Raw genomic sequence first — 26,791 nt, 5'->3', positions numbered from 1 at the left:
TAGTAGTTGCATAGGACATACTCAACTAAGGGTGTAAATGGGATTTAAGCAGTCGTACTTTGTTGCTAGGTTAATAACACTATTACCAGTCTGCATAGCAGCCAATGTTCATGCAGAGCAGTTATTTACTGACGATAGTAATTATTGTCAAAACCAACGTACGCTTAAATCACAAGATAATAACTTACGCCGCCAGCTCGATGCTGATAATCCACTACCCGATGCCGCTAATAACCGTAAAATAGTTTCTATTGAACTTGAACAGCTGAACGTATTTAACACTGAGCTTGAAGAAGAAAATAACTTTTTATTCCGCTTTGCCAATCGCGCTCACATGACTACAGAGCCAGAGGTAATACACAGCGTTTTATTGTTCGAAGAAGGTGATGTTTACAATCCACGTAAACTGCTAGAGTCAGAGCGATTACTGCGTAAACAAGGCTACTTATATGATGCGCGTATCAACGCAAAGCTCGATTGTGACGGCAACGTACATGTAAAAGTAATTACGCGCGATCTGTGGACCCTACTGCCCGAAATAAGCTTTAGCCGCAGTGGTGGTGAGAATGAATCAAGCATTGGCTTTCGAGAATCTAACTTTTTAGGCTGGGGTAAACGAGTGTCGTTTAGTCGTACCCGTGATGCTGATCGTACTGGTTACCTGTTTGTGTATGACGATCCGCATATATTCTCTAGCCGTTATCAAGGCCGTTTAGAGTATTCAGATAACGATGACGGTAAACGTCATTATCTCGATGTAAGCTATCCTTTTTTCTCGATTGATACGCCGTACAGCTACGGTGTTACAAGTTACTCTGATCAACGCCGAGAGTCACTTTACTATCGCGGTGATGTAGTTAGTGAGTTTGAACAAAAAACCTTATTAAACCGCGCTTACTTTGGCCATTCATCACAACTTGGTAATAGTTGGACTCAACGTATTAAGCTTGGCATCGAAAACCGCGAAGAAACCTTTAAAGAAACACCATTCACGCGCTTTCCTATCGCTGAAGATAGAACGCTGAGTTACCCTTACGTTAGTGGCCAATGGTTTGAAGATCACTACGTTAAAGTTAGAAACTTCGATAGTATCTATCGTACTGAAGATTTAAACCTCGGTTGGAATATCCATGCCTTGCTCGGTTATTCGAGTGATGATTTTAGCGACGATGCCAGCCGTACTATTTATTCGTTATCTTTATCAAAAGCACATTACTCTGGAGATAACCAGTTATGGCGCTTTAAAGCAGACCTTGATGGCTACTGGAATGAAGAAACCGATGATGTTGAAAACCTATTCGCTAGCACGCAGCTACAATATTATCTCAATACCACACTAAGGCAAAGCTGGTATGCCAAAGTACGCTTACAATATGCTGAAAACCTCACTGCTGATAAACAACTCACTATTGGTGGTGAAAATGGCCTACGTGGTTACCCGCTTGACTACCAAGTAGGCGACCGCAGCTTTTTAGTGACTCTAGAAAAACGCTACTACTGGGAATATGACTTACTGCAATTGTTTAAAGTGGGTGGTGCCGCGTTTTATGATATTGGTAGAGCCTGGTATAACGACAAAGATAATGGTGCCAATGGTAACGTGCTACAAAATGTGGGTGTGGGCCTACGCTTAGCGCCAAGCCGTGCCAATGCAGGTACGGTTATCCACCTAGATATTGCCGCACCAATTAACAAACAAGATGACGATATTGACTCAGTGCAATGGCTAGTAACGGTTAAAAATACCTTTTAAAGTAGTGGTATTGTTAAGCTAAAATCAAAACGTAAAATATTAACTTAGGAACCCTTTTGAACTTCGTCGAATTCTTTAACGAGCAATATCATTTAATCGTGACTGTTATCGCGGTTTTGCTCTATCCATTACTGCGTAAAACCACCAAAAATCTGCTGTTAAAAGCAATTAAAGGCAAGGCTGATCCGCATCGCGAATACCGTGCGGAGTTGTTGCTGAATATTATTCTTGCCATTGTCATGCTGTGTTTAGTGTTGGTTTTTTGGGGCATAGAGCTACGCGGCTTATTAGTACTTGGCTCATCAATTTTTGCCATGTTAGGTGTCGCGCTTTTTGCCGCCTGGTCTTTACTAAGTAACCTAACAGCCTTCTTGTTGATGTTTATTCAAAACGATTGCCGCGTTGGCTTTTGGGTAAGAGTAATTGACGGTGCAAACTTCTTAGAAGGCCGCATTATCGAAATGGGCTTAATGAATGTTGTACTTGAGCATGTTGATGGTCACAAAGTGATTTACCCAAACAACATATTTGTTACCCGCCCTGTGATGGTGTTAAAGAACCCACCAACAGCGACTAAAGCGCCAACCATAAAACGTATTTTAGGCCCAAAAAAGTAACGGCTTAAAGTTAACGAGATACTTGCTAAAAAGGTGATCTTTTTCTGCTTCCATAGGCGATTAATATAAAACTAAATAGAATGACTAAAGGGTGAAATAACACAATGTGAACAACACTTTGCTCAGTAAAAAAGCCGTGCGTAAGTGAAATAGCAAGCGTGAATAAGCCTGTATAAAATAGCAATATTTTCATCTTTGATCCTTTAGTCATTCTTACGAAAATTAAGTAAGTAAAAAAACTATAAACCTTGTACTTGCTCTAAGGTCAAGTAATAGGTCAGGACTGGTGGGTACAAAAAAGCCAAACAGGCAGTTTGGCTTTTTGAATTACAGAATAGGGTATTAGTTATTTAAATCTGCGGTTTTTAACTCGTCTTCAATATCACTTATTTCATCAATAAAGTTTTCGAGCTGTTGTTCAACTAGGCTATTTGCGTGAGCAAAGTAAGCAAGATGGAATACAGCATCCCCCTCGTTTACCAGCGGCATAGTTTGCTGACCAATGACAATACCACTTCGCGGCGCGAGTAGTTCAAGTTCAGCATCACCAAGTGGGCTGCTTATATAAGCTAGAACCTGCCCTTTCATTACTCGCTCACCCAGTGATACTTGTGCACGAACAATACCGTCAACTTCGGCACGTATCCAACTGGTCGAGCTTGCAATAATCGGCTCTGGTAGCTTTTTAGCACGTTTGCCGCGCACCATTTTTAAATGGCGCATCACATAGTCAACACCTTGCACACCTGCTGCAATGGCAATTGGATCAAAGCGCAGCGCTTCGCCGGCTTCGTAGGTAATAACGGGTATTCCTAAATTTGCCGCTTCACTGCGTAATGAACCATTGCGAAGTGACGCATCAATCACCGCAGGAGTGCCAAACGCTTTTGCCATGGCTGCTGTTGCAGGGTCGCTCAAATTAGCGCGAATTTGCGGCAAGTTAGTTCGGTGAATTGCCCCTGTATGTAAATCAATAATATGCGTACAATGCATCGCCACTTGAGTAAAAAACGCATTCGCCATTCGCCCAGCTAGCGAGCCACGCGTTGAGCCCGGAAAACTGCGGTTCATGTCACGGCGGTCAGGTAAGTAGCGTGACTTATGAATAAAACCAAACACATTCACAATCGGTACCGCAATAATAGTACCGCGCAATTGCTCAGGATCGATTTTAGCAAGCAACTGCCTAACAACCTCAACACCATTGAGCTCATCACCGTGAATTGCAGCACACACCATTAATACGGGTCCTTGCTGCACACCATTGACGACTTCAATTGGAATATTTAACGGCGAGTGGGTGTAAAGCTTGGCAGCTTCAATTGCAAATGTTTTACGTTCGCCAACACCCACCGTATCGCCCAAAATTGAAAACGGTGTATTTTTCTTAACCTTAGCCACGCACTTTTCCTTTTAATAGAGCGCTAATACCAAAGGCCTAGCCTTTACCACGAGTTGCTGTTTTCTTTGATGCTGCTGTTTTTTCAATAAACTCGACAATCATGCCTGCAATGTCTTTACCGGTTGCAACTTCAATACCTTCAAGACCAGGTGATGAGTTAACCTCCATCACCAATGGACCACGTGCAGAGCGAAGTAAATCAACACCCGCAACGTTTAAGCCCATCGCTTTAGCTGCAGCAACAGCTGTTTTTCTTTCTTCTGGAGTAATACGAACCAAAGTCGCACTACCACCACGGTGTAAGTTAGAACGGAATTCCCCCTCTTGCGCTTGACGCTTCATCGCAGCAATTACTTTATCGCCTAATACAAAGCAGCGAATATCAGCACCGCCCGCTTCTTTAATGTACTCTTGCACCATGATGTTGGCTTTTAAGCCCATAAACGCTTCAATTACACTTTCTGCAGCTTTACGTGTTTCAGCTAATACCACACCAATACCTTGCGTACCTTCAAGTAGCTTAATAACGACAGGCGTGCCACCCACCATGCTTAATAAGTCTTTTACATCATCTGGTTTACTTGCAAAGCCTGTCACTGGCATACCTACACCTTTACGCGAAAGTAGCTGTAGTGAACGTAACTTATCGCGCGAGCGAGTGATCGCTACAGATTCATTGACAGGGTATACACCCATCATTTCAAACTGACGTAATACCGCACAGCCATAGAAAGTTACTGACGAACCAATACGCGGCACGATAGCATCAAAATCTTTTAAATTTTCACCACGGTAATGGATTTCTGGCTGCTCGGAATTGATGTTCATATAACAACGAAGTGCATCAATTACTTTCACTTCGTGGCCACGCTGCTCTGCGGCTTCAATTAAGCGACGTGTTGAATACAAATTTTGGTTGCGAGATAAAATACCAAGTTTCATAAGTTAAAAACCTTAACTGATAAACTCATACACGTAGCAACGTGTGATAAGTCCTTTTCCTATAATAAATGAGATAAAGCCGGATCAACGACTATGCGATTTTCCATTGCTGTACGCCCTAACAACATTCTAAACTTCATTGTTGAACGGTTACTTAAAGTCACCCTTACAGGCCAGCTTTGGGTTCCTGCGACTAATTTTGTTTCAATAAAGTAGCGTAGCTCACGCTGACCGCTTGAACTGGTCACATACTTACGCTCAACTACTTTGGCACGACACTCTACCGTTGTTTCTACATCGTCTTGTAGAGGATGGGTAGTAAATTTCACCCATGCTTCGCCATTTACTGAAAATTCCTCAATGTCAAAAGCATGAATACATGAAGTTCTCGCTCCGGTATCAACTTTTGCTTTGATTTTTTCTATTCCCAGTTCAGGCAGGCCAAGCCATTCTCGCCAGCCAACAATAATTTTTGCGCTCATTAATGTGCCCTCTATAAAAAAGTGTCTTATACGCTACAGAGCTAGAAACACCAACGAAATATATTTATCCCCTCGATAAATCGATTTAATTGACGTAGCCTAAACTATAATCAACTATACCCCACTATTTGTAAAACGAGAGTTCAATATGATCAATGGGTTACTTCATGTCTTAATTTTAGACGAACAAGGCGGCGCACGTGCTATTGAAAATAGTACTGAGCTGCAAAATTGGCAACCCGAACACGGAAAACTTTGGGTCCACATGGACTACAGTCAAGCTGAAGCCGTTGACTGGCTTGAGCAAAGTAATTTATTAACTGATTACGAGCTTGAGTCCCTGATTGCCGATGAAACACGTCCGCGTTTAAGCAAAGTCACCAATGGTAATATGCTGTTTTTACGTGGGGTTAACTTAAACCCTGCGCAAAGCCCAGAAGACATGGTCTCGTTACGCTTATTTATTAACGAAAATATTGTGATCACAACCCGTAAGCGCCGTTTATTATCGGTGCAGGATGTTGTTGAATCGTTCGATGGCAGCAATGGTCCTTGCTCAATCTCTGAGTTAGTGTGCCAATTGGCGCAAAACTTAACATCGCGTATGCAAGCTGTTATCGACAGTTTAGATGACACACTCGATGGTTTTGAAGATGAAATTGACGAGCCAAACAAAGGCTTTGATCATCAATCATTAGCACAAATACGCCGCCAAACAATCGCGTTAAAACGTTATTTAAGGCCACAAAAAGAAGCACTTATTACTTTGTTAAACAACAAATATAAGTGGTTAGATGAAGACGATAAAGCACGCTTAAACGAAACAACCAATATGTTGATCCGTTATTTAGAAGAGCTAGATAGCTCAATTGAACGCGCGCAAATTATTCAACAAGCAATAACAAGCCAAGTATCTGAGCAACTAAACCAACGCATGTATGTGATGTCGGTAGTTGCTGCACTGTTTTTACCACTTGGCTTTTTAACTGGCTTACTAGGTGTAAACGTAGGCGGTATTCCGGGCACTGAAAGCCCTTATGCATTTAGCTTATTTATTATTTTCTTGGTGGTGCTAACCGTTGGGATTGGCATTTACTTTAAAAATAAGAAATGGCTATAAAGCCCTATAAACTGCAAATAAGGTAAATAATTTGAGTTAATATATATTTCAAAAATACTTTAGGAATATTTATAACTCTTGACGATGTAGCATTATTTTACCATAATCATTATTAAATGGATTGAGCTATCTCGGTCGGCGTTTTAACCTCGGTGGAATCATCGGGGTTTTTCGCTTTTTGGGTAGGGATAAATCTTCATTCCAAAATCTTCATAACCTTCCCCTAAACAGTTTCTGCCACCGCTACAGAAAAATTTTTTCTTTAAAATATTAAAAGCTCTATTAGGTTGTTCAGGTTTTAGTAGATTTAGGCCAATAGGACGAGCAACCAAATCTGCAAGTTGCAAGCCTGATGACATCACTTTTTTATCTGAAAAAATGATTTCGAAAGGTAGTTTTCTTTTAAATTTATTATTCCCATCACAAACTCGCCGAAACTCAAGTTCTAACTCTTTATCTTCTTTGTTTCCGCGGCACTCTACTACAATATGTGTTTTCTTTTCATGCTGCTGTTTTTCGAAGAGCAATTCATATAACGATTCCATACACATACCTAGAGCAATATGATAAGCATTTTCTTCAGGATTTAAACGCTTTATTTCACGCTTATCTATAGTCGTACTAATTAAAATAAAGTTACTAAATTCAATTATTTCAGTTAAATCATCTAAAAACCTTGTTTGTAGTGAACGATTATTAAGTATCTTAAAGGTATTCTTACGACGCCTAATTTCATTCTCATGTAATACGAGCTGATCATGACCAAAAAAGTTAAACTTAAATTTTTCTAAAGCTGGAACTATAGATTCGCTGTAATGACGTTTATGAAATACACAAAATGCCAATACAAAAATAGGATAATTATCATCAACGCTTTGTAAGCTGTGATCCCCGCTCTCATCTACATAAACAATATATTTAGAAAATTCAGAATCATCTTTGCTATCCAGCTTCTTAGAATTTGATCCATCAAACTCAAATAAAGGTAGCTGGTGGTGATTAATATTTTTACTCATTCATTCCCTGACAATAGACTTATAAAGATAGAAAAAACGATTAAATTACTTTTTATCGACTTTTCTAAAGATTAAAAGAAAATTTTAAAAAACGATAGGCTGATATTATTGGGGAATTAAACATTGAATTGAAGAGCAAATGGCGCTCTCGGCAGGGATCGAACCTGCAACTTAGCCTCCGGAGGGCCAAGTCAGGGGCTTGATAAATAATGAAAATTCTCTTCTAGCCTTGAAACTTCGCTGCTTCCAGCTAACTTGAGCTAATTCTAAATAACTATATTTAACTGGAGCAGTGTCCCATTATTGTCCCTGCTCCAGCAGAAATCAACTGTAGAATGTCGCTATTGTTTTTCACGAAACGCATCAGCCAAACATGTTGGATGGGCCATTGCTGAGGCTTGTAGAAAAAGATTTTTTAAAATTGATTCTTCCCTTACGTTAGTCGTCAAATCAATATCCTCTTTTCTGTTTCTTGATTCAAACAACCAATGCTCTTCTTTAATTAAAAATTTATTATGAAGGAGTTTCAGATACTGCTCTTGATAGCAAACTTTAGACAAGTAATGTACTTCATCAAAAAACTTGGCTCTAAAAAAGCCAAAGCCTATAACTATCGGAGCGATTGCGACTAATTCAAAATACTTTGGTTTCAGCAGCTTATCTGGATCAAACTCATCCTGGCTGCTATCAACACTGGATACCACTGGAACAAATTTATCCCAGTCATTGGTAGGATAAAGATAATTAATAATATCCTCTATTGTATTAAGTAGCTTAATAGTGCCACCAAAGATCCCAAATTGAACTCTGTTACTAAGCAACTTTTTAAGGCCTAATAACTGACTATCGTCCTTAAAAACTTCCTGTTCTGCTTCAAGCACAGTCAATAACACTTTTGCTATTAAGCAAGCCGATTCCGTAAGGTTTTTTGCTTCAAATATAAGGAATAGTCCAGCAGGACCATCAGTAAAAGCTTGCGCACTATTCGGGATGACATTATTTACTCGTTTCCAAAGATGCTGAGGTAGTCCTCTATTACCAGTTCTATAATCTTTTCCGTTATTATTGAACTCACTGTCAAAGTTTGAGTAAGGGTCTAGCTCTGACAGTTTCTTACCAATGGCTGCATCAGAGTATATGCGTGTGGTCAATGGGGCTTTTATTAGCTGATTAAATCGCTTCACTTTTTTTGAATCCACATTACTTTCCAGCTCAAGTGAAATCAGTCTGTCGCGAACAAACCAATACCAATATTGTGCTCTGTGGTATTTCAAAATATCAAACATGCCAATACTACCCATAAACAATTAGGGCAAATTACTCAAAATTATTGCCCCAGTCTTAATTTTCATTCTTTGAGAGAATTATCTCACAATCAACACAAGGACGTGAACATGGACGAAAAACTTCTTACAGCCGAGGAACTAGCTAAATTTCTTCGATCAAGCCCTGCGCAAATTTATAACATCTTAAGCAGAGATGATGAAGGCACTGAATTGCCCAAAAGCATTCGATTAGGTCGCCGCCGCCTTTGGCCTGAATCCGAAGTAAAAGCATGGATCTCAGCTCAATTAACGAATCAATGTGAAACGGGATTCAGCCCCAAATCACAGCCTCAACCAAAAACAATCAACCGTATTTAGTCCAATCAGTCGAATTAACATCTACAAGGAGTAAAAAATGTTAAAAAGCAATGACGCAACTCATCTAATTAGTGAGTCCAACCCATTTCTCTATTCGGACATCACGCTACCTTACACTTATGGCGTTCAAGGGTGGGATTCCAAAGTTGAATGGCTTGTCCAAGATTATTTGCCAGCAGGTAAAGTCGGCATGCTAATTGGCGAGTCACAGGATGGTAAAACCTTTTTATCTCTACAAATGGCTGCATCAATTGCGACGGGCCGACGTTTTGGAAACCTACCAACGAAAAAAGGATTAGTCATTTACGTGGCAGGTGAAAGTCCTGGTAGCGTATCGCGTCGCCTTAAGGCTGTTGAGCTAAAACACAACACTAAGATCGGTGATGGGATTATCGTCGTCAATCGAGCTCTATCTCCAACATGCTATGAAGATCGAGCTGAGCTTGAAGCCCTCATCCGTCTAGAGTCAGAGAGGCAGAGGTTAGCCCCCGCACTATTGATCTTTGATACTTTCTCACAATGCGCTTCTGGAATTGATGAAAACAGTGCGAAAGATGTTTCCTATTACATGAGGTCTTGCACAGAGATTGCAGATAAGTTTGGAATCTCTGTATTGAATGTTCATCACAGAAACAAAGATGGGGGCTACCGTGGAAGTACTGCCCTGATCGGCAATGCAGACTTTGCTCTACAGACCAAAAAGTCGAAAGATAAAGACCGTATTACCACTAAACTTTCCGTGCTAAAAGCTAAGGACTCCTGTTCACAAGTAGCTCATGAATTTGAGATGGAAGTTGTTGAACTTGGAATTGATGACAATTTGGGGCGGCCTGTTACGTCACTGGTGGTAAGTAATGTAAAACCTACATTCGCAGGTCCTTCTTTGCCACAATCGGAATCAGATGCAGCATTGATCGTTGACGTCATTAAACAAACTAATGACTGGGTTCCAAGATCTGACATTATTGATGCGCTGAGAAAGTTACAACCTTCATTACCTGAAAGTTCCTTAAGCAAACGTGTATCCAATGCTTGTACTTATCTGAAAAATTCGGGGAAGATTGAGGATAAGCAAGAAGGTAAAACCAAAGCTTTTCGGCTTTTACGACATCAATAGCTCTCCTTATTTAATAATAGTTACCCTTACCCGTACTTAAGTACGGGTAAGGGTAACTATGCTCTTTCCTAATAAGTGTTGGTCATCGATGTGATTTCAATCGACTTTATGTTGTCTGATATTTTACGCTGCTGAATACTGGCATGAATGACACGTTGGCGCTCTTTTTGCGAAATAGGAATCCAGTCTGATTCATCAACAAACAGAGGCATAATCTCCCACAGTGCCAAAATATGTTGCTGAATCTCATAGTCATCAAGCTGATTAAAAGATTCCAACAAGTCATCACCGTAAGCACCAAATTCCCCTTGGTATTCGACATTCAAATAGTGAGCTAACTGTTCTTTATTTGGCCATGACATTGGTTTTCCCTCACTGAGTTGCAACAATTAACGCGAAAGCTGACAGGCCAAAATAAAATACCGTTTTCAATGTTCGTTCCTTGGTTTTCCATGAATCTCTTAACAGCGCCCAGGAAATCGTAAAAACATGGTACAAAACGATGAACTGAAACATGTATGCCATCAGTGTGGCCAGATCTAACGTATAAAACCGAGATAATTGAATACTGACGTATGTATAAAGTAGCGCAATAATTAACCCGAATAAACTGCCAAAGAAAATCAGGCTTTGGAGGAAATAGTTTTCAGATGCACGATAAATTTCACTGCGTGTTTTTCTTTTAATGAAAATCAAAGCAGGTGCGACGATCGAACTAACCAGCGCCAGTGATGCGTACAATATGGAAGCTTGTAGTAAGCCCATGGTCAGGTATGTGCTTGTAAACCGATCCATCACTTCAAATACAGAAAATACATAAGAAAACGCGCCTACAACAATTGCAACGATGATGATGAATGGCACATAGCCAAAAGATAATAAGCCTATAGCTCGCATTACAAATACCTCTTAAAGAATTGAATTATTTCAATGAAAATCAAATAAACGCCATAAGTCAGGCAACACGTCTGGTTGTCGGGCGCAAGTTAGTCAGCGAGTCGAATTCATTTACAGCTGTTATGTCACAGGCATTGAACTGTTCGATTCTGCCATTAAAACCTGAGCTTCTTCCCTTGAGGAACAAGATGTTATTAAGTTCAAATACCGATACGTCATTGAGAACATGCTCACCACTGGCCGTTTCGACCAATAATTGACTACCTGAGCTAATAGCAGATTTCACGGTATTTAATGCATCATGACTAATATGCTTGAGGATAAGGTGCTTACTTAAATCTACCTGAGCTGTCAGGCGCTCAAACCGTACGACCTTGCTTTGGTGATTAGCGTTGCGCTTTTTATGGTAAGTGGCTTGAGCCGCTTCAAACACATGCTCAATCGATTGATAGATTTCATCCGGCAGCATGGCTTTTACCGTTTCATTGACATATTTCAATACAAACGCCAGCTCTAACGTCATATCCAACGAGTTACTAGGCTGAACGGCAAACCAACGCTGAGGCTTCCCATTTGGGTTAGCACAATAGGCCACTCCAATAGTTTCTAACGCGATAAAGTCCGCCTTTATGGTGTTTTCTGACACCCCATACTTGCAGGCCAATTGTGGAATTGTCACTGAAGTTCGGGTCGATAAGTCGTTTTTCTCAATACATCTTCTGCGTTCTGACTGGTTCATATCTGCCGCCTCTGCCATATAAATGTTAGTGATTAGGTTTAGTTCGATTACCGATTAGGCAGCGAAACCATATTCTTCACAGTCATAAGCGAACTGATCAGCACAGTGGTCTTCCCACAGGTAAATAATGCGTTGTGCAGAGCAAGATGATCTATCTAACCCGTATTCATATACATCCCTTAAAGCATCATGAACCTGATAGTCCGACACACCATAAGTCGCGCAAATCATGCGAACGGCATTGTTTAAGTTTTCAGGGTTAAATTGGTTTTTAGCGATTGAATTGATTGATGTAATAGCCATATCGTTCTCACTTATTCGTACTTTGTGTTGGTAAGCGAACAATAGACTGATAGAGTTAGTATCAAAATCCACATAATATATATATGTTAACTTTGATACTTATATGAACGAAGCTTATATGAGCCCTGAAAAATGGTTAAAGCAGAATTTAAAAAGTAAGTGCATGGCTATCGATGCTCTGCCAGAAGCACTTTATAACTTCGAAAGAGCCGCGCTTGAAAAAGCTTTTGCCAAAAGAATTGATTCACTCTCTCGACTAGGGTTGTCCAATAGCGATCTAGTTCAACGGCAAGAAATATTGAAGAAAGAATTACATGTTAAATTAGAGAAATTAACATTCATTGGTAGAGCAACTATCTTTCGGCTTATGAAAGGTAATACGATTAAAGAAAGTACATTATCTAGGTTGGAAACTTTTTTCGATGATAAGCTTTTTGATAATGAGATAAATTTCGTTAAAAACGCCCCGATAGTAAAAGGTGAAAGGACTTGCAAGCTATGCGGCTTTTCTAACAGAAAAGCACATCCTGACAATTGGCTAAGGAAAGATATAGATGTCGACAAAACTCAAATTCCAACAATACACGAAGTCTTTTTATCCACTCACAGAAATAAATTATTCAGCGGATTGCCACGTAGCAAATATGTCACAGACAAAAGCCTTGATAAATCAGAGAGAAAAAAGAAACAACTAACTCACTCTCATGAAAATCGAAATAAATATTCTTTATATGTATGTAGTGTTTGCCTTATAAAGGCCACAAATACACTACAAAGTAATTATTCAATGCTCACTGATAAAATATTGTCAGATAAAAGCTGGAATCAACTCAGCCTAGCTAAACGCCTTAAAGTTGGACAGTCGGTTATTTCTCGGATTAAAAATGGAGATATCGAGTTTTTGCAGCCTAAGACAGCGGAAGAAATTCATGTAATAGCTCTTTGTGAACTAAGTGATAAAATCATCTCATACAAATATTCATATACATACGATGATCACTCTGAAGCTTTTTATATTCTAAAAATGTATGGCTATGGAATTGATAACTATATGTTTAAATATGAATTAGAGAACGAGGAAATTTACTATAAAAATACTCTCCCTGATGAGAAAGGGCCATTAAAAATCGATTTGATAATACATAACAGAGAATACGAATGTGGTATTGGCTGTTGTTTAACTGGAAACCATCATAGAAGAATTATCGAAAATATGGAGCTATTGAAAGACTCAAAGCTTTCCCATATATGCTATTTCACCGGCTCTTCTGAAACTCCTGAACTAAGATGTTTTCAATTATATCCCTTTACTGAAACAGACTTACCTTTTGCAGTTGGCCACCTAAAAGTCCGAAGCTTAATAGATAAAGATGATTATCAAGACCTTGATAACTCGATGCTTGAAAATATAAAAAGCTACTTTTCAAAATATCCGAACTCAATTGATATAGATAGTTTTCATAATGAGTTTCGCATTATTTTTAATGCTAACATGAAACGATTCTTCACTAGTTCTCCAATTCATTATTCATTGCGTATCGATCATTTATACAAAAATAAAAAACGTAAGATGTGAATGGAACTGTCAAGTTTGAAATTCAAAATGTTAAAGAACAAAGCTGGGGTAAATGCCCCAGTATAGGGCTATCTACGCAGCCGTTGCAGCCGGTTGAAATCCCTGAGAGATAGCGAACAATCCTTCAATATCGCTTTTATCCAATTGCTCTTTTTCCAGAAGGGCATTACTAGCTCTCTCAAGCAAAGACTTGTTATTTACCAACAGGTCACAGACATCTTTATATGCTGATGAAAGCCAAACATTTATTTCGCTATTAACCTGAGTGGTATCAATGGTCAGCTCAGATGGAATTGCCAGACCAAACTGCTCTGACATTCCCCAATCTACAATGGCTTTTTTGGCTAAATTGGTCGCTTTGCGGCGATCATCGGTGCCGCCAATATTTTGAGCATCACCTGTCATGCCACGCATTTGCTCGGCGGCGATACCAGCAAGAAACACCTGCAAATACGCTTTTACTCGTTGTTTGGACAATACCGGCTCATTCTCTGCCTGACCCGGAACCACCATACCAAGGGCAGCCCCTCTTGGCTGAATCGATGCAAATTCAACTGGGACATCTGGTAACAACAGCTTATGAGCAACCAAGTGGCCGGCTTCATGATAAGCGGTATTGGCGATCTGCTTTTTCGACTGTTTTAGCGACTGACTGACATAGCCAAGCTTGGCAGAGCGTATTTCTTCAATTAATAGCTGTGGTTGCCATTCATAATCATCCGCCAGACTGGAAAGTACCGAGTTATTGAATATTTCATTAATTCGGCCGATCGTAGCTCCTTCGAGCATGGTAACCAGTTCGTCTTTTAACTCTGCGTCCAGTTTACTTTCTTTGTTATCAAACCATTGCTGTACACAAGCCGCTCTTGCTTGTTTACACGGAAGGTTAAAAGGTACGGTTCGGTCAAAGCGCCCAGCTCTGGTTAACGCAGAGTCCAGCTGACTTGGATTGTTCGTCGCGGCAAGCACAAATACTTTACTGTCGGCTTTGCTAAACCCGTCCATGGCAGTGAGTAGCGCGTTGACAGCAATGGCATTACTGCCTGATGAGTTGCGCGACTTTGCAATCGAGTCGATCTCATCTAAAAAGATGGTCGAAGGCTGGTAACGTCTGGCAACCGCAAAAAGGTCGTTAATATTTTTAACAACATCTCCCACCAAAAGATTGGCAGCATTGACCGCAAAGAAAAACATATCGCTTTCGGCTGCTAATGAGCGTGCCAAATGAGTTTTGCCGGTGCCAGGTAAACCAGTAAATAAATAGCCTTTGGGAATTTCAATCTGACTTGTAAGTGTGGATTGGCTCTCCTGCATCGTCTTCACAATGATCTTTAAGCGCTTTTTCACACCATCGAGACCAATCACATCATCAAGCGATCCCTCAGGCTTACCGGCGAAGTCCAAAAAGTGTAAATCAGCATCCTCAGCCCGTACTCTTTGCTTATGAATAAATGATTTAAAACCAACCTCTACACCATTGTCAGTAAGTTTATGGGTCAGTTCAAAATGAACACTGGTGTTTCTGGCAATGGCTTCTGCCGTGTGCTTAATCAGCTCAGCCTGATATTTCACTCCCAACAAAATATGATTAAAAACTCCTTGCTCCGCTGCCATTGTTGTTCGGTAGTGTTTTTGCAATAAACGACCCGCGTTATACTGCTTCAACTTAGGCGCTTCGGCATCAAAACTACAGGTGAACACTGCTTTCTCGGGATGCTGTTTAATCAGTTCCGCCAAAGATGCGATATCAGCAACTAGGTTGGACTCATCAATCAATATGGCATCGGCATTTGATTTTAGTGCCTCCTCTATTGCGGCAAGATCGGTATCAGGAGTGATGCTTACCTGCTCACTTGCTAGTTCAGAAGCAAAGGCCTGTGAAGACACGACTTGAATTATTGGACGCACCTGATCAATCACCGGCTTGTCTGCAAAGCGGATATTGTTTAATGCCGACAATTGATATTGCGGTACTTCATCAATCAGCTTATCGATTATCTTACCTTCCAGTTTATCCAATTGTTTAGCAATAGTTCTAGGACTAACAGGGCCGCCTAGAGTAGCCAAAATAATTTCGGCGGTTTTGCCAACTGGCCATTGTATTTTGCGTTCAGAGCTACCATGAGTCGATTCATGAGCGATCGCCACTAAGTCCTTTGCTTTAAATGGCTTAAATACTGCGATATTACCGGCAGCCAAGCGGTTAGCCATTTCTGGTGAAAGCACTCGATCAGTGCTCACTTTCTTTCGGGTTAAAAGCTCTAAAGGATCAAAGTCATTTGCACCTTTATTTCCGGTTAATTCGCCACTTCCAATGTTAGTGGTGAAAACAAAGTAACAAAGTGAAAAATTCACTTTTCTGTTGGAGGTCTGGTCAACTGCATAACCTTTATCTATAAGGGTTAACAAAGACTGCACTACCTCTGGATGCGCCTTTTCTATTTCATCAAAGACAATGATTGAACGCGGTTGCTTCATTACCGACAAGGTTAAGTCGCCTAATGCAGAGTCAACAAATTGAGAGCCAGAACCAAAGAGTTTCAATACATCTTTGGCGTCTGAATACTGCTCCATATTGAGCACATTCACCTGATAATCCAGCTCCAGCGAGCCTGTGAATACATCGCCAATCGTTTCTGCCAAAAATGTCTTACCTGTACCACTTGCTCCAAAGAAGGTCGATACTCCAAGGTGAGCTTTAGCTCCATTTACCAGCAAAGAAGATAAGTGTGCGGATACACTCTCAACGGCTAAGGACTGCCCTATAACCTTGTCATGTAGCGCTTGCTTAACTCGCTTAGCTAGTAAATAAGGCATAGATGGTTCTGTCTGGTTTTGTTCGATAAAGCCTTTGAACAAAAGGTCATTGTTAGCGAAGAAACGATGAGTGATATTTTGTTCGTCAACCCAGTTTTGGAACTCAGAAATAACTCCAATATCTAGACCAATACTGTGATCTTCTTTTTTTACCAGTAATTGCTTTAATAGCTCTTGGGTATCTCGCTCAATCACCAACTTTTGCTTGAAGGAGTGTTCAGCAATAGCAAACCAGTTTTTACTTGGCCCTCTAAGTGATCCGGTGCCTGTCTCTGTGGTGCGTTCAAAGACTTGCTCCATTAATTGAGCTCGTAACTGAGAGCATTGCGCTGGAAAACGAAGGGTGAAAGCAGGAACACCGAAAGCCTGAGCAAATTTATTGATAAATCCAATACAGCCAGAAGCAGCGGTGAGTAACAACTCTTCACCTATCTGAATAGGGTTTTTATCTTGTGTTGTGCCATCAACATCATGTTTGGCTTTTATCATCCACGACAGGTTATTAAGCAACTCCTGCACATCACTGTCACCTTGTTTAATCAGCTCCGACACATTGATTATGCTTAATCGGTTAGAAGCTTGCTCAGATTGATGTAGCGCTAATTGTCGCTCTGCAAATGGATCTGCATTTTCATCACAGCTACTACTTGTTGCTTCACCAATAAAACCGGCTTCAGGGTTGTCGTAATCAAGTTCATCAATCGATGCCTCATATTTAACCGTTTTGTTTATAACTAAAAATTCAGCGAATTCTTCAAACGAAAAATAACCATTTTTTTCAAGGCTGGAGGTGAAGATTCGAATACCTGAAACGTATTCATCAAAAGTCGCAGTTGCCCATTTTTCTGCTGCGTCTTCGCCAATATTGCTTAGCTCAAGCCGAAGCCTTTCCATATTCGAAACATCAATACATGAAACAGTGACGTTAAATAGTGCATCAGCATTAAACTTAAGCTTAAACGCCACATCTTCATCATAGGGTTTATACATCCCCAAATAGTGGGCCAGACACACCGCCAGCAATTCGCTTTGTTTGTACAAACCAGAGGTAAATACTCGTTGTCTAATCGAGACAGGGAAAGTTTTGTAATAAGCAACTAATAAGCTGTTTTTTTGTGATGATGTGAGTGTCATGCAATGTCTCCAGTCTGTATTGCCAAATTGAACATTGCTTATATTAATGAGCTATCCGAAGTCAGATTGCGGATAGCAAAAAAGTTTCAATTTTTATCTAAAGCATCGCTTGAGGAACCAAGAAAAATAAATTCGTAAAAATTTCCCATCCGCAATGCCACTGCGGATAGCTCTGGATAATCCATTTCAAGCAACGGTTTTGAATGTTGCACTTTAAAAACGAAATGGAGATATCCAATGAAATTGAAAACTCTTTATTGCGCAATTGCGCTGACACAAGTGACCGCCTGTGGTGGAGGAAGCGACGTCAATTCCTCTGATGGCAGCGTTAACCCACCGACAGGTAACAATCCCCCAGTAATTAAAGATATGACTGTGACTTCGTCTATCGAAACCATCACTTTAGGTGAGAATGAAGAAGTCACCTTTACCTTAACTGCAAATGATGTAACCGGATCACTTTCGGTTAATTTATCTCAGTATGCAGGCATAGGCACCGTTTCCAGCACTATTAACGGTTCGACTATATCAGTCACTTATTCTCTTCCGGTACTGGATAACAATGCGTCCGAAGACATCCCTATTACGGTTAAGGATAGTGATGATGAAGTCGCTTTCAGCATTCCTGTTAGTGCAATAAATACTTCGGGTGAAATCATCTTAAATAAGGTTAAAGCCCTTAGAAACGCAATTGAGCAGCGAGCTGTTTATAACGATATTTTGCTAGTAGCGAAATCATATTCAGCTATGCAGTATTTGAATGGCGAGATATCAAAAAGTACTTCAATAAAACAAAGCGAAAGTTTGGCCTCGGCCAAAAGCGAATCGTATATGTGGGGTTTTGATGTCTATATGGACGTCAATGTCGGTCGTATCGATGAACGCATTGCAAACTATGAAAACAGCGAAATCGCCGAGCCAGAATTAGACACGCTGTTTTACTCAATCCGTGACAAGTTAACCAATGGGGCTGCTTATCTAATCGAAGCTGCAAACGGTATTGCTGAGCAATCTGGTAGCACCGCACCTTTCCCTTCATACATAGTATCAGCGTCACCTCTTGGCGTTTCAGGATTTATTGGTAATGAGCAATACGGCTCATGGGAAGGAGATACCTGGGTGTTTAAGCAAGAGTATCAGCTACTAAACCAAGTCGTTACCAGCCCTTGCTACAGCAACTAATCACATATAAGGATTAACTACCATGAAAATATTAAACACCACACTAGTCTCAGTCGCAATAAGCCTTGTATTAAGTACCGCTGCACATGCCGAAACTGTTAACTTGATCATAAAGTACAAAAACATTCCTGCGACTAAATACAGTAAAAGTTCAGCATCAAAAAAAGCGATGCAGCACTCAATAGCAGCGCTGCCACTGAAGGTGCAAAGATCAACTCATAAAGTGGTCAATGATTCCAAATACAGTCTGATCACTGTCGAAGCTGATAGCCCTGAACAGGCAATACAAATGTTAAAGGCGACTGGCCAATATGAATCCGTAGAGCAGGACATTGTTGTTCATACCCCCAAACCTGTCGCTAAGCCATCATTCAAAGTGCATAGCAACAATAATGACGGTTTGCCCAATGATGTTTATTACGATGACCAAAAGCCATACCTTGGCCCATTGGGCAAAGGCCATAACTACACCGGAGAATATTTAACTGGGCATAATTTTGAGGGGGTGTGGCGCACAGCGGATATAACCGCAAAAACTATTCGGGTCGGCGTGGCCGATGGTGACTTTACCCGCCACCCCGACATTATTTACAGCGACGAGGGTTTGGACGTAAGAGAACAAGACAATGATCCTTTCCAAACAGATGAAGCTATCGATGAGCGTCATTGTGGTTCGCACGGGAATGGGGTTTCTTCCGTTATCTCCGCCATAAGAGACAACGAGTTTGGCCTTGCAGGTACAGCAGTTAATACAGAAGTTGTTCCAGCTAGAGTATTAGACTGTGGTAGCGGCGGAGCTATTTTTGCCGATGCAATACGCTGGTTTGCGGGTGACTCATTAGGTGAGGGTATGCAGGATATCTCAGAGCCTGTCGACGTTATCAACTTAAGCCTAGGTGCCAAATTCCCGGGGGGCTGTACTCAGTATGTTCAGGATAGCATTGATTACGCAACTCAACGTGGCATCCCTGTGATTGTCTCTGCCGGTAATGATGATGTCGACGTAAAAGACCACCTGCCAACCGGCTGCGATGGAGTGATTATAGCCGGAGCAACCAATTGGCAAAATGATCGCGCTGACTTTTCCAATTACGGTGATGAGATCGCGGTATCCTCACACGGTACAGATGTAGTTGCCTACAGCACTCAAAAATTTGAAGGTGACGAACAGGTTTATATGTATAGCGGAACGTCGTTTTCAGCGCCGATGATAGCCTCAGCTGTAGCAACCGCAATCGGTCAGGCCGGGTCGTTGAGCATCGAGGAAATTAAATTTCTGCTTGCTGCAACTTCTGACAATTACAACGAAAACTCAAGCTGCATACTGGAAGGTAAAGCCTGTGGTGCCGGTGGGCTGAATGCCAAAGCATTTGTTGATGCAGCTGTAAAATTCAAATCAGGTGAACTGAGTTACATTCAGAGTGCATTTGCTGGTACTGAAAAATGCGTTTCCGATATCGTCCATGACTTTTTGAGTTCAGACGTTCCGAGTTGTCGCTTGTTTGAAGTGTCGTTTAACTCACTGGCTCAGAATAAAAAAAATATTACTTATTCACTTTATCGTGTTGAGCAAGGCGGCGAATTAAGTATGGATAATTCATCAATGGAAACTGTCATTGAAGACACCCATCGCCCTTCTATATTGCGTGAGTTTGACCAGAGTGACCTGATAAATTTTGACTATGGTATGCGCACTTGCATTAACGGCGACTGCCAACCAATTACCATAATTAACGTAAATTTGGAGGATGCGCCTCAATGCGATAGTTAAATAGTACGCACCGCCTCTCGATGCAAACTGGTTCCAGATGTTTCCCCCATGGCTGGAGCCAGTTTTTTCTCAATAAATTCTTTAAGCTTTTTCTCCGTACCTTCCGCTAAGACTTTAACCATATCGGCTTTCAGGGAATGAATATTCGCAACCTGATAGCGAAGACTGTCTAATTGAGATTCCAGCACCGCAATATCCTGAGTCGCCTGTTTAAGCGCTTGCTGTTTAACATTAATATCATCCAGCAACTCGTTATTAGCGTGACTTAATTCAATAGCTTGCTCTTTGAGTTGCTGAATTTTCTGTTTTACAAACTGTTCTTTGCTGAGATGCTGTTTGTTGGTAATGCTTTTTGACTCCCCTCTTTGAAACCCGCAGTCTTTAAATGTTTCAAAAGCAAGATCCTGCATTTTCTCAAAATGCGGGTTGAGTGAGTTAGTTTTACCGCTTTTATTTAGCCCTTTAGCCATCAAATAGCGGAGCGGTGCAATTTTCTTCGAATAATCGTAGTTAATGAACTGAATATGCGCATGCACGTTCCGTACAAACCGATTACCCTCCAGAGCTTCATATCGCCCTTCATCAAGATGAAAATCGATACCCAAAGGCTCAAATCCGAATTCTGCTTTAACGGCCTTAGCGTATCGCTTTAAGCGATTCATCGTCGCTTGCTTTACCTTATCCGCACCGTTTAGTTCTTCCAGTTGGGAGTAGTGCTTTTCGCTCAAACACAATACATGTTCAAATAGAATGTTATTGTCCACACGGATTTTCTTACCGGTCACTTCCTTGTGCCTTTGACACATCAGATCAAGTGCTTCTGTACATGAGTTAGCACAATGAAAATAGTAACCAATATTGTCTACTGAACGCTCCCAATGAACATTATCGGAATTGGTAAACCCGCTACGATTTGCATCGGCATGATCAAGTACAGCCTTAGCAGCTTTGGATTTATAGTAACGACAGCGAACACTTACCTTTGGTGAACCTTTCATTTAAAGATCCGCCAAAGGTTCAAGAGGTGGAAGATCATCTATGGCCGCAGGCAAAGGTTCACTACAAGCTCGACAATAACTAGCCTTGAGACGACTCAGGCGTTTCTCAATATGCAGTTCAACCTGCTCCTTTGACTCTGGGCGTTTGACGTAATAGGCATTTAACAGGAACTCCCTGTAAGAAGCATTTTGCCAAACCCTCGTTTTTTCTACCCAGGTATGATCCTCAGGAGCTGTTAAATACTGTAGCAATTGCCAGATTTCTTTTAACACTGCTTTTTTTTCGACGGTGCTAAGCCCGTCGTTTTGTGAAATAAAAGAAAACGATGCATTGATGTACTTATTTCTGAATAAAGGCCTGACTGAGTGATAGTCCTCTTGGCTATTCGTCTTTACTATCATTGGGGTAATAAACTGTTCCATATGAACCTCCGTTGTTCTTTCTTGAATATATCGTAATTCAGACAAACGGACGGGTGAGCAATGAAAAATATTTTAAGTCTTTAAGAGTAAGGTGAGATATAGGCTTTAGTGGGTTTATAATCTACCTATGTAGCATTGGTTTAAATGTAATGGAATTTCAAACTTAACTAACTCAGTTTTCTGGTATATTTACAGAGTGCAGTTTCACCTTTAAAGAAGCTAAAACCATGTTTGTAGTAAAGAAACCTTTAAAAGTGTATAAATATACACGGAAAAAATAACTAACCACGCTATTCAAACAGGGTTACAGGATGTTAGAAAAAAAGAAACCAAGGGAACAAAGCGGACGACATTCATTTAGCGCATACCGTGCGCAGGTTAGATCAGCTGCAATGGCGTCTTTATCTATTCTAGAAAACGATGGTATCGATAGAGTTTACTGTGACCTGCACGATGATTTTGTTATTCGCAAGAAAGATGATGATGGATATAGCTATGTGTTTTACCAAGTTAAAACAAATGGCAAGCAAAACCACAATTGGACTTTGAATGAATTATTTGGCCTTAAAGCTCGAACCAAAGACCAGAATAAGCAGTGTACTGAGAAAATAAAAGATAGCTTCATTGGTAAGCTACTTTTGCACACAGTAGTTTTTGATAACTACTGCAATTCAGTTGTCTTTCAGACCAACATCAACAATAGCGATGATGTTGAAAAGGTAATAGAAGACATTGAAAAAGGTAATTTTCAAAATAAATTCACAGAAGTATTGATTGATCGATTCAACAAATGTTTCCCAGAAGAAATCTCTAGTGAACTATCCGAAGATGAAATCAAATTAAGGTTATCAAAGCTTCAGTTTGAAACTGATGTACAGCATTTAAAAAGCGGCGATGATAATTTCGAACCTATTGCAAAGAATGCGATATACAAGTTTAGCGAAGTAGATTTAGGCCACACTGAGACTCGTGAAATACTGATGAAACTGCTTGAATTGGTAGAAAATAAATCAAGTGGAGTAATAGCTGAACTAACTCAAGAAAGTATTGAGCAATATGCAGGAATAGCTATTGAAGACTTACTATCGATACTAAGTATATCAAAGGATGCATACGATAACTTGCTAGAAGGCGGAGACAGTAAAGCTATAAAAAGCGCATCAATTATTCAACGCACGCTGTCCTCGGCTGGGGCTAGTATTGAGGAAATTGAGTATATATCAAGATGTAAAACTAGTTGGGATCTATGGCACAGAAAAAATCGCCATGTGCTTTTAGAATTCGATTTACAGTCCATAAATAGCATGGTGAGAGAACTTTTAAATAACTCCATTCGTAGTGATGGCTCACTTCATTTAGCCAGCTTGAGATCTCCAATAAAAGACTTAGTCAGTAAGCTTGAGTCTGAGGGCTTAATGTATGACCTAAATCCTGAGCTCATTCTCGGAGGCATATTTGCGGAATTAGTTAAGGGGAAATCATGAATTTCGATACATTTTTTGAAAATATTGCACAATCCGGTACCGAAATTCACGTCGATAGCTCCAGTTATAACAAGCCAAATTTGTTAAACAACGAAGCACTATTCCAGCTACCACTGATTAGTTTGATAGTGCTACTTATGGCGAAAGATAAACGAAAACCCAAAGTATCAGAAATCGGCCAACTTGTTGGTGAAAGTTTAGAAACAAGCATGCCCGGCTTTAAAGGCTCGGCTCAACACGTTGGTTGGTCAGCAAATTTACGAGTTAGAACTGTGAAGGCAGTTAGCTTTTTGGAATATTCAAACTTGATAGAAATCCCGAATAATAAAGGACGAATTAAAATCACACCTTTAGGTAAGAAGGTGATTGATAAAGCCTTAAACCAAGAAGATATCCTTACATATAACCTAGCTGAGATAGCAAAGGCATACAGAAACTTATGTGTTTCTAAGCAACTAGACATGGAGCTGGAATGAAGTTAATCAGTATACAAATTTTTCCAAATGGTCTTTCTGGCTGGCAATCAGATTTACTTAAGTTTGGCGACAATATTACACAACTATTCGGTAAGAACGGTTGCGGTAAAACTCCGATTGTACAGTCGATTGCTTTTTGCTTAGGCTACCCGAGCGTATTTAGAAATGATATTTACGAAAGATGTAATCACGCTATCTTAGAAGTATCATCGCCTATCGGAAACTTACAATTAAAGAGGGTGTACAGCAAAGGTGTAGATATACAGGTTACAGAACCTAATGGCGAGAAGCAGAGGTTTTTTGATGAAAAGGAATATTCGTCATATCTGTTTGAAAAGCTGGGTCTGACAGTAGATAGCCTTGTCACCAACAATAATAAAAGTACTAGTCCCTATTTAGCGTCAATGCTGCCAATCTACTACTTAGATCAAGATGACGGTTATAACAAGTTTTATAGTCCACCAAGTAACTTTATTAAAGACCAGTTCTCAGAAATGATGAGAATGATTTTTGATTTGCCTGTGAAACATTCATTCGACCAAAAGAAAGAAAAGTTTAAGGCAAAAGAACGCTTAGATTATTTAGATAAGCAAGTAGAGCTTCATTCACGTCAAGCTGAAATTGCTAAGCAGGAAGCTGCATTAGTAACTAAAAGCTCAGAAGAGTTAGAAGAAGAAATAGGTACGTTGGAAAGTGAAATAGAGCAACTTAAGAGTTCTGGCGCAAATCATGATGACTCGATAAATGTTCTAGATCGTTTAATTTCAAAGCATAAAGCTTCGATAAGAGAATTAACGCTTGAAATCGCTGAAATTAATAAGAGAACAAGCGGGATTGCACAGATAGTACATGAAATTAACACGGAAATTGAAACACTTAACTTAAATGAAGAAGCTAGACGAGTATTTCTATCATTTAATGAGATTTGTGGCTCTAGTAATTGCCAACTGTTTTCTTCAAGCTCAGATGCATACAGTAAAAATTTACTGTATTTAAAAGATCAAATTAAAGACCTAGAAAGAAATGCGGATATCGATAAGATTAAAATCGAGCAAATCATGCAGCAACGTGAAAGTTTGGAGGGACTAATCCAAACGATTATCGATGAGAGAAATCAATCTTTGGAAAAAAGTGAGGTATCAGCTCTGGTAGATGCTATATCCGAACTAAAGAATCAAATATTTGAACTGCAAAGCCAAAAGAGTGATATCGAAAAAGTTGAGTTACTGGAAAATAAGCATTTTCAAACTATCGCTGAGCGCAATAAAGCTCTAGAAAAATATCAGTCTTTTGGTACGGATAAGAACTCTATTCCAGGGTTGGTAAAGCTAAAGGCTGATCTTCGAGAGTTCTTCTTAAACTGGCTAGAAGTGCTAAACACAAACAACATTAGCCGTAACATTACGTTTAAAGACGATTTTACTCCGTATCTAGGAACAGAGACTATATCTCAACTTAAAGGGAGTACTCGAACTAGAGCTGTATTAGCGTACCACGCAGCTTTAATTGAGTTAATGGCACAGCATAACTCGTTCTGTTTTAAATTCTTAATTCTAGATACTCCTAAGCAACACGAAATTCACAATGATGATCTAAACCAATACATCAAAGCACTTAAAGGATTGTGCGCTCAGCATTCTGTTCAAGTCGTTTTCTCAACTACTGAGTACCATTATGAAGGTGATAATCAAGACATTGAGTGGAACCCGAAATACCAAGGCGAGAAACAATTGATGTTTTTAAAAATGAATTCTAATGATCGAATCATTTAAAAATTATTAAGAATGAAGAGCAATATGTATGGCGTTATTTAAAATTGAAAATGGTGATTTATCTACGTTACAAAGAACATCTTTTGCAGCCGAAAACTTGCGTGAAAGAGAAGATATACAGGAGGCATTAAAGAAAAACATATCGGTTATTGCTCCTGATTGCATCGTAATATCTGAAGAGTTTTCTTTCTGGGAAGAAAGTCGTAGGCGAATTGATTTACTAGCAATAGATAAAAACGCCAATATTGTAGTAATTGAACTAAAACGTGATGAAACTGGCGCTCATATGGAGCTGCAAGCACTTCGCTACGCATCGATGGTATCGACACTAACTTTTAATAAGGCTGCGGAGCATTTTCAAAACTACTTGGACAGTCAACAACATGGCCGAGATGCAAAATCAATTTTGTTGAATTTTGTAGATCTGAGTGAAGACGATTTAGATGAATTTGGTCGTGATGTCAGGGTTATACTAGCTTCTGCTGATTTTTCTAAAGAGTTAACGACATCGGTATTATGGCTACGTAGCAAGCAAATTGATATTAGTTGTGTAAGGTTAACCCCATACAAACATGGCAATGAAGTATTGATTAATGCTGAGCAAATAATTCCCATCCCAGAAGCCGAAGAGTATTTAGTCAGATTCAGAGAGAAGACAAATGAAGTACTAGCGACAGCGACTAATGCTTCTAACCGTGACTATTCAACATACCTCTATCAAGGTGAAACGTACAACAAGAGAAAGCTCGCTTTAGCTGTCATGACAGACTGGATTGAAAAGCATGAGCCAAGTAGTTTAGAAAGTTTACTGGATGTTTTCCCAAAGGCGGTTCATCGAGGAATTGCAAAAAATTTGGATGAAGTACCAGATAATAGACTAAAACGTTTTCATTCAAATGATGATCAAATCATTACGTTAGCTTCAGGTGAAGAGATAGTCATAAGTAACCAATGGAGCTTGAAAAGCATTACTAGTCTCATTGATAAACTTAGCGAGTTCAATTTTAGTATCGAAAAAATTTCTGATTAGATTGGATTAAATACAGCCTCAGAAATTCTAGACAGCCGCAATGAGTTAAACAGAGTACAATTTAAGCTATCTTGTAAACTGGCCATTAATTACTTAA

The 26,791-nt window shown here is 39.9% G+C and carries 24 protein-coding genes and 1 tRNA gene; 12 read left to right on the top strand and 13 right to left on the bottom strand.

Features of this window, described 5'->3' with window-relative positions; translation table 11 throughout:
- Positions 1–37: 37 nt before the first annotated feature.
- Positions 38–1,753, top strand: coding sequence for a BamA/TamA family outer membrane protein (locus HUS62_RS16305; protein ID WP_175080414.1), 1,716 nt, complete (start codon positions 38–40; stop codon positions 1,751–1,753).
- A 56-nt stretch (positions 1,754–1,809) separates the two neighbouring features.
- Positions 1,810–2,370: a mechanosensitive ion channel domain-containing protein gene (locus tag HUS62_RS16300; RefSeq protein WP_220095053.1), complete on the top strand. Its 561-nt coding sequence runs from the start codon at positions 1,810–1,812 to the stop codon at positions 2,368–2,370.
- A gap of 342 nt (positions 2,371–2,712) precedes the next feature.
- Here HUS62_RS16300 and HUS62_RS16295 read toward each other — a convergent pair whose 3' ends face one another.
- The 3 genes from HUS62_RS16295 to HUS62_RS16285 are packed head-to-tail and all read right to left on the bottom strand — an operon-like array spanning position 2,713 to position 5,196.
- Positions 2,713–3,771, bottom strand: coding sequence for a succinylglutamate desuccinylase/aspartoacylase family protein (locus HUS62_RS16295; protein ID WP_054563408.1), 1,059 nt, complete (start codon positions 3,769–3,771; stop codon positions 2,713–2,715).
- Between the two features lie 37 nt (positions 3,772–3,808).
- Complete coding sequence (rimK, locus tag HUS62_RS16290) at positions 3,809–4,714, bottom strand: 30S ribosomal protein S6--L-glutamate ligase (protein WP_054563407.1); 906 nt, start codon at positions 4,712–4,714, stop codon at positions 3,809–3,811.
- Positions 4,715–4,773: 59 nt separating this feature from the next.
- A complete protein-coding gene (locus HUS62_RS16285) occupies positions 4,774–5,196 on the bottom strand; it encodes an ATP-dependent zinc protease (RefSeq protein ID WP_175080412.1) in 423 nt (140 codons plus the stop codon).
- A 148-nt stretch (positions 5,197–5,344) separates the two neighbouring features.
- On the opposite strand from HUS62_RS16285, the gene zntB reads away from it, so the two are divergent.
- Positions 5,345–6,316: a zinc transporter ZntB gene (gene zntB, locus HUS62_RS16280; protein WP_054563406.1), complete on the top strand. Its 972-nt coding sequence runs from the start codon at positions 5,345–5,347 to the stop codon at positions 6,314–6,316.
- Positions 6,317–6,474: 158 nt separating this feature from the next.
- Here the strand turns inward: zntB and HUS62_RS16275 are convergent, their stop codons facing one another.
- The 3 genes from HUS62_RS16275 to HUS62_RS16265 form a co-directional block, all read right to left on the bottom strand.
- Positions 6,475–7,332: a DUF3800 domain-containing protein gene (locus HUS62_RS16275; RefSeq protein WP_175080410.1), complete on the bottom strand. Its 858-nt coding sequence runs from the start codon at positions 7,330–7,332 to the stop codon at positions 6,475–6,477.
- Positions 7,333–7,472: 140 nt separating this feature from the next.
- A tRNA-Arg gene (locus HUS62_RS16270) sits at positions 7,473–7,593 on the bottom strand.
- An 80-nt stretch (positions 7,594–7,673) separates the two neighbouring features.
- The gene (locus HUS62_RS16265) at positions 7,674–8,618 is read right to left on the bottom strand and encodes a hypothetical protein (protein WP_175080408.1); all 945 of its coding nucleotides are present in this window, start codon (positions 8,616–8,618) and stop codon (positions 7,674–7,676) included.
- A 108-nt stretch (positions 8,619–8,726) separates the two neighbouring features.
- Between HUS62_RS16265 and HUS62_RS16260 the strand changes: the two genes are divergently transcribed.
- Both HUS62_RS16260 and HUS62_RS16255 read left to right on the top strand, forming a co-directional pair.
- Positions 8,727–8,975 carry an AlpA family transcriptional regulator gene (locus HUS62_RS16260; protein ID WP_175080406.1) on the top strand — a complete coding sequence of 83 codons (249 nt, stop codon included), beginning with the start codon at positions 8,727–8,729 and terminating at the stop codon, positions 8,973–8,975.
- Between the two features lie 37 nt (positions 8,976–9,012).
- Positions 9,013–10,092, top strand: coding sequence for an AAA family ATPase (locus HUS62_RS16255; protein ID WP_175080404.1), 1,080 nt, complete (start codon positions 9,013–9,015; stop codon positions 10,090–10,092).
- A gap of 68 nt (positions 10,093–10,160) precedes the next feature.
- On the opposite strand, the gene HUS62_RS16250 is transcribed toward HUS62_RS16255, so the two are convergent.
- The 4 genes from HUS62_RS16250 to HUS62_RS16235 are packed head-to-tail and all read right to left on the bottom strand — an operon-like array spanning position 10,161 to position 12,031.
- Positions 10,161–10,454, bottom strand: a complete 294-nt coding sequence (locus tag HUS62_RS16250; RefSeq protein ID WP_175080402.1) for a hypothetical protein — start codon at positions 10,452–10,454, stop codon at positions 10,161–10,163.
- Positions 10,455–10,464: 10 nt separating this feature from the next.
- Positions 10,465–10,989: a hypothetical protein gene (locus HUS62_RS16245; protein WP_175080400.1), complete on the bottom strand. Its 525-nt coding sequence runs from the start codon at positions 10,987–10,989 to the stop codon at positions 10,465–10,467.
- A 58-nt stretch (positions 10,990–11,047) separates the two neighbouring features.
- Complete coding sequence (locus HUS62_RS16240; RefSeq protein ID WP_175080398.1) at positions 11,048–11,728, bottom strand: hypothetical protein; 681 nt, start codon at positions 11,726–11,728, stop codon at positions 11,048–11,050.
- Between the two features lie 54 nt (positions 11,729–11,782).
- Positions 11,783–12,031, bottom strand: a complete 249-nt coding sequence (locus HUS62_RS16235; RefSeq protein WP_175080396.1) for a hypothetical protein — start codon at positions 12,029–12,031, stop codon at positions 11,783–11,785.
- A gap of 118 nt (positions 12,032–12,149) precedes the next feature.
- Here HUS62_RS16235 and HUS62_RS16230 point away from each other — a divergent pair, with 118 nt between their 5' ends.
- Positions 12,150–13,607: a hypothetical protein gene (locus HUS62_RS16230; protein ID WP_175080394.1), complete on the top strand. Its 1,458-nt coding sequence runs from the start codon at positions 12,150–12,152 to the stop codon at positions 13,605–13,607.
- 72 nt (positions 13,608–13,679) lie between these two features.
- Here the strand turns inward: HUS62_RS16230 and HUS62_RS16225 are convergent, their stop codons facing one another.
- Positions 13,680–17,558 (bottom strand): AAA family ATPase, encoded by a 3,879-nt coding sequence (locus HUS62_RS16225; RefSeq protein WP_175080393.1) that lies wholly within the window; start codon positions 17,556–17,558, stop codon positions 13,680–13,682.
- 237 nt (positions 17,559–17,795) lie between these two features.
- Between HUS62_RS16225 and HUS62_RS16220 the strand changes: the two genes are divergently transcribed.
- Together HUS62_RS16220 and HUS62_RS16215 are read left to right on the top strand one after the other, a co-directional pair.
- On the top strand, positions 17,796–18,740 hold the full coding sequence (locus tag HUS62_RS16220; RefSeq protein ID WP_175080391.1) for a hypothetical protein: 945 nt from the start codon (positions 17,796–17,798) through the stop codon (positions 18,738–18,740).
- Between the two features lie 22 nt (positions 18,741–18,762).
- Positions 18,763–20,511: a S8 family serine peptidase gene (locus HUS62_RS16215; protein WP_175080389.1), complete on the top strand. Its 1,749-nt coding sequence runs from the start codon at positions 18,763–18,765 to the stop codon at positions 20,509–20,511.
- Here HUS62_RS16215 and HUS62_RS16210 read toward each other — a convergent pair.
- Together HUS62_RS16210 and HUS62_RS16205 are read right to left on the bottom strand one after the other, a co-directional pair.
- Positions 20,508–21,509: a hypothetical protein gene (locus HUS62_RS16210; protein ID WP_175080387.1), complete on the bottom strand. Its 1,002-nt coding sequence runs from the start codon at positions 21,507–21,509 to the stop codon at positions 20,508–20,510. The genes HUS62_RS16215 and HUS62_RS16210 overlap by 4 nt on opposite strands.
- On the bottom strand, positions 21,510–21,932 hold the full coding sequence (locus tag HUS62_RS16205) for a hypothetical protein (protein WP_175080385.1): 423 nt from the start codon (positions 21,930–21,932) through the stop codon (positions 21,510–21,512). It abuts the gene before it with no gap.
- 311 nt (positions 21,933–22,243) lie between these two features.
- On the opposite strand from HUS62_RS16205, the gene HUS62_RS16200 reads away from it, so the two are divergent.
- The 4 genes from HUS62_RS16200 to HUS62_RS16185 are packed head-to-tail and all read left to right on the top strand — an operon-like array spanning position 22,244 to position 26,694.
- Complete coding sequence (locus HUS62_RS16200; protein ID WP_175080383.1) at positions 22,244–23,416, top strand: dsDNA nuclease domain-containing protein; 1,173 nt, start codon at positions 22,244–22,246, stop codon at positions 23,414–23,416.
- Complete coding sequence (locus HUS62_RS16195; protein ID WP_175080381.1) at positions 23,413–23,892, top strand: hypothetical protein; 480 nt, start codon at positions 23,413–23,415, stop codon at positions 23,890–23,892. Before HUS62_RS16200 ends, HUS62_RS16195 begins: the two co-directional genes overlap by 4 nt.
- A complete protein-coding gene (locus tag HUS62_RS16190) occupies positions 23,889–25,664 on the top strand; it encodes an AAA family ATPase (RefSeq protein ID WP_175080380.1) in 1,776 nt (591 codons plus the stop codon). Before HUS62_RS16195 ends, HUS62_RS16190 begins: the two co-directional genes overlap by 4 nt.
- 28 nt (positions 25,665–25,692) lie before the next feature.
- Positions 25,693–26,694: a hypothetical protein gene (locus tag HUS62_RS16185; protein WP_175080378.1), complete on the top strand. Its 1,002-nt coding sequence runs from the start codon at positions 25,693–25,695 to the stop codon at positions 26,692–26,694.
- Positions 26,695–26,791 lie beyond the last annotated feature (97 nt).

It is taken from the genome of Pseudoalteromonas sp. 0303 (assembly GCF_013349995.1).
GTDB lineage: Bacteria > Pseudomonadota > Gammaproteobacteria > Enterobacterales > Alteromonadaceae > Pseudoalteromonas.
This window is presented reverse-complemented; position numbering and strand designations above follow the sequence as displayed.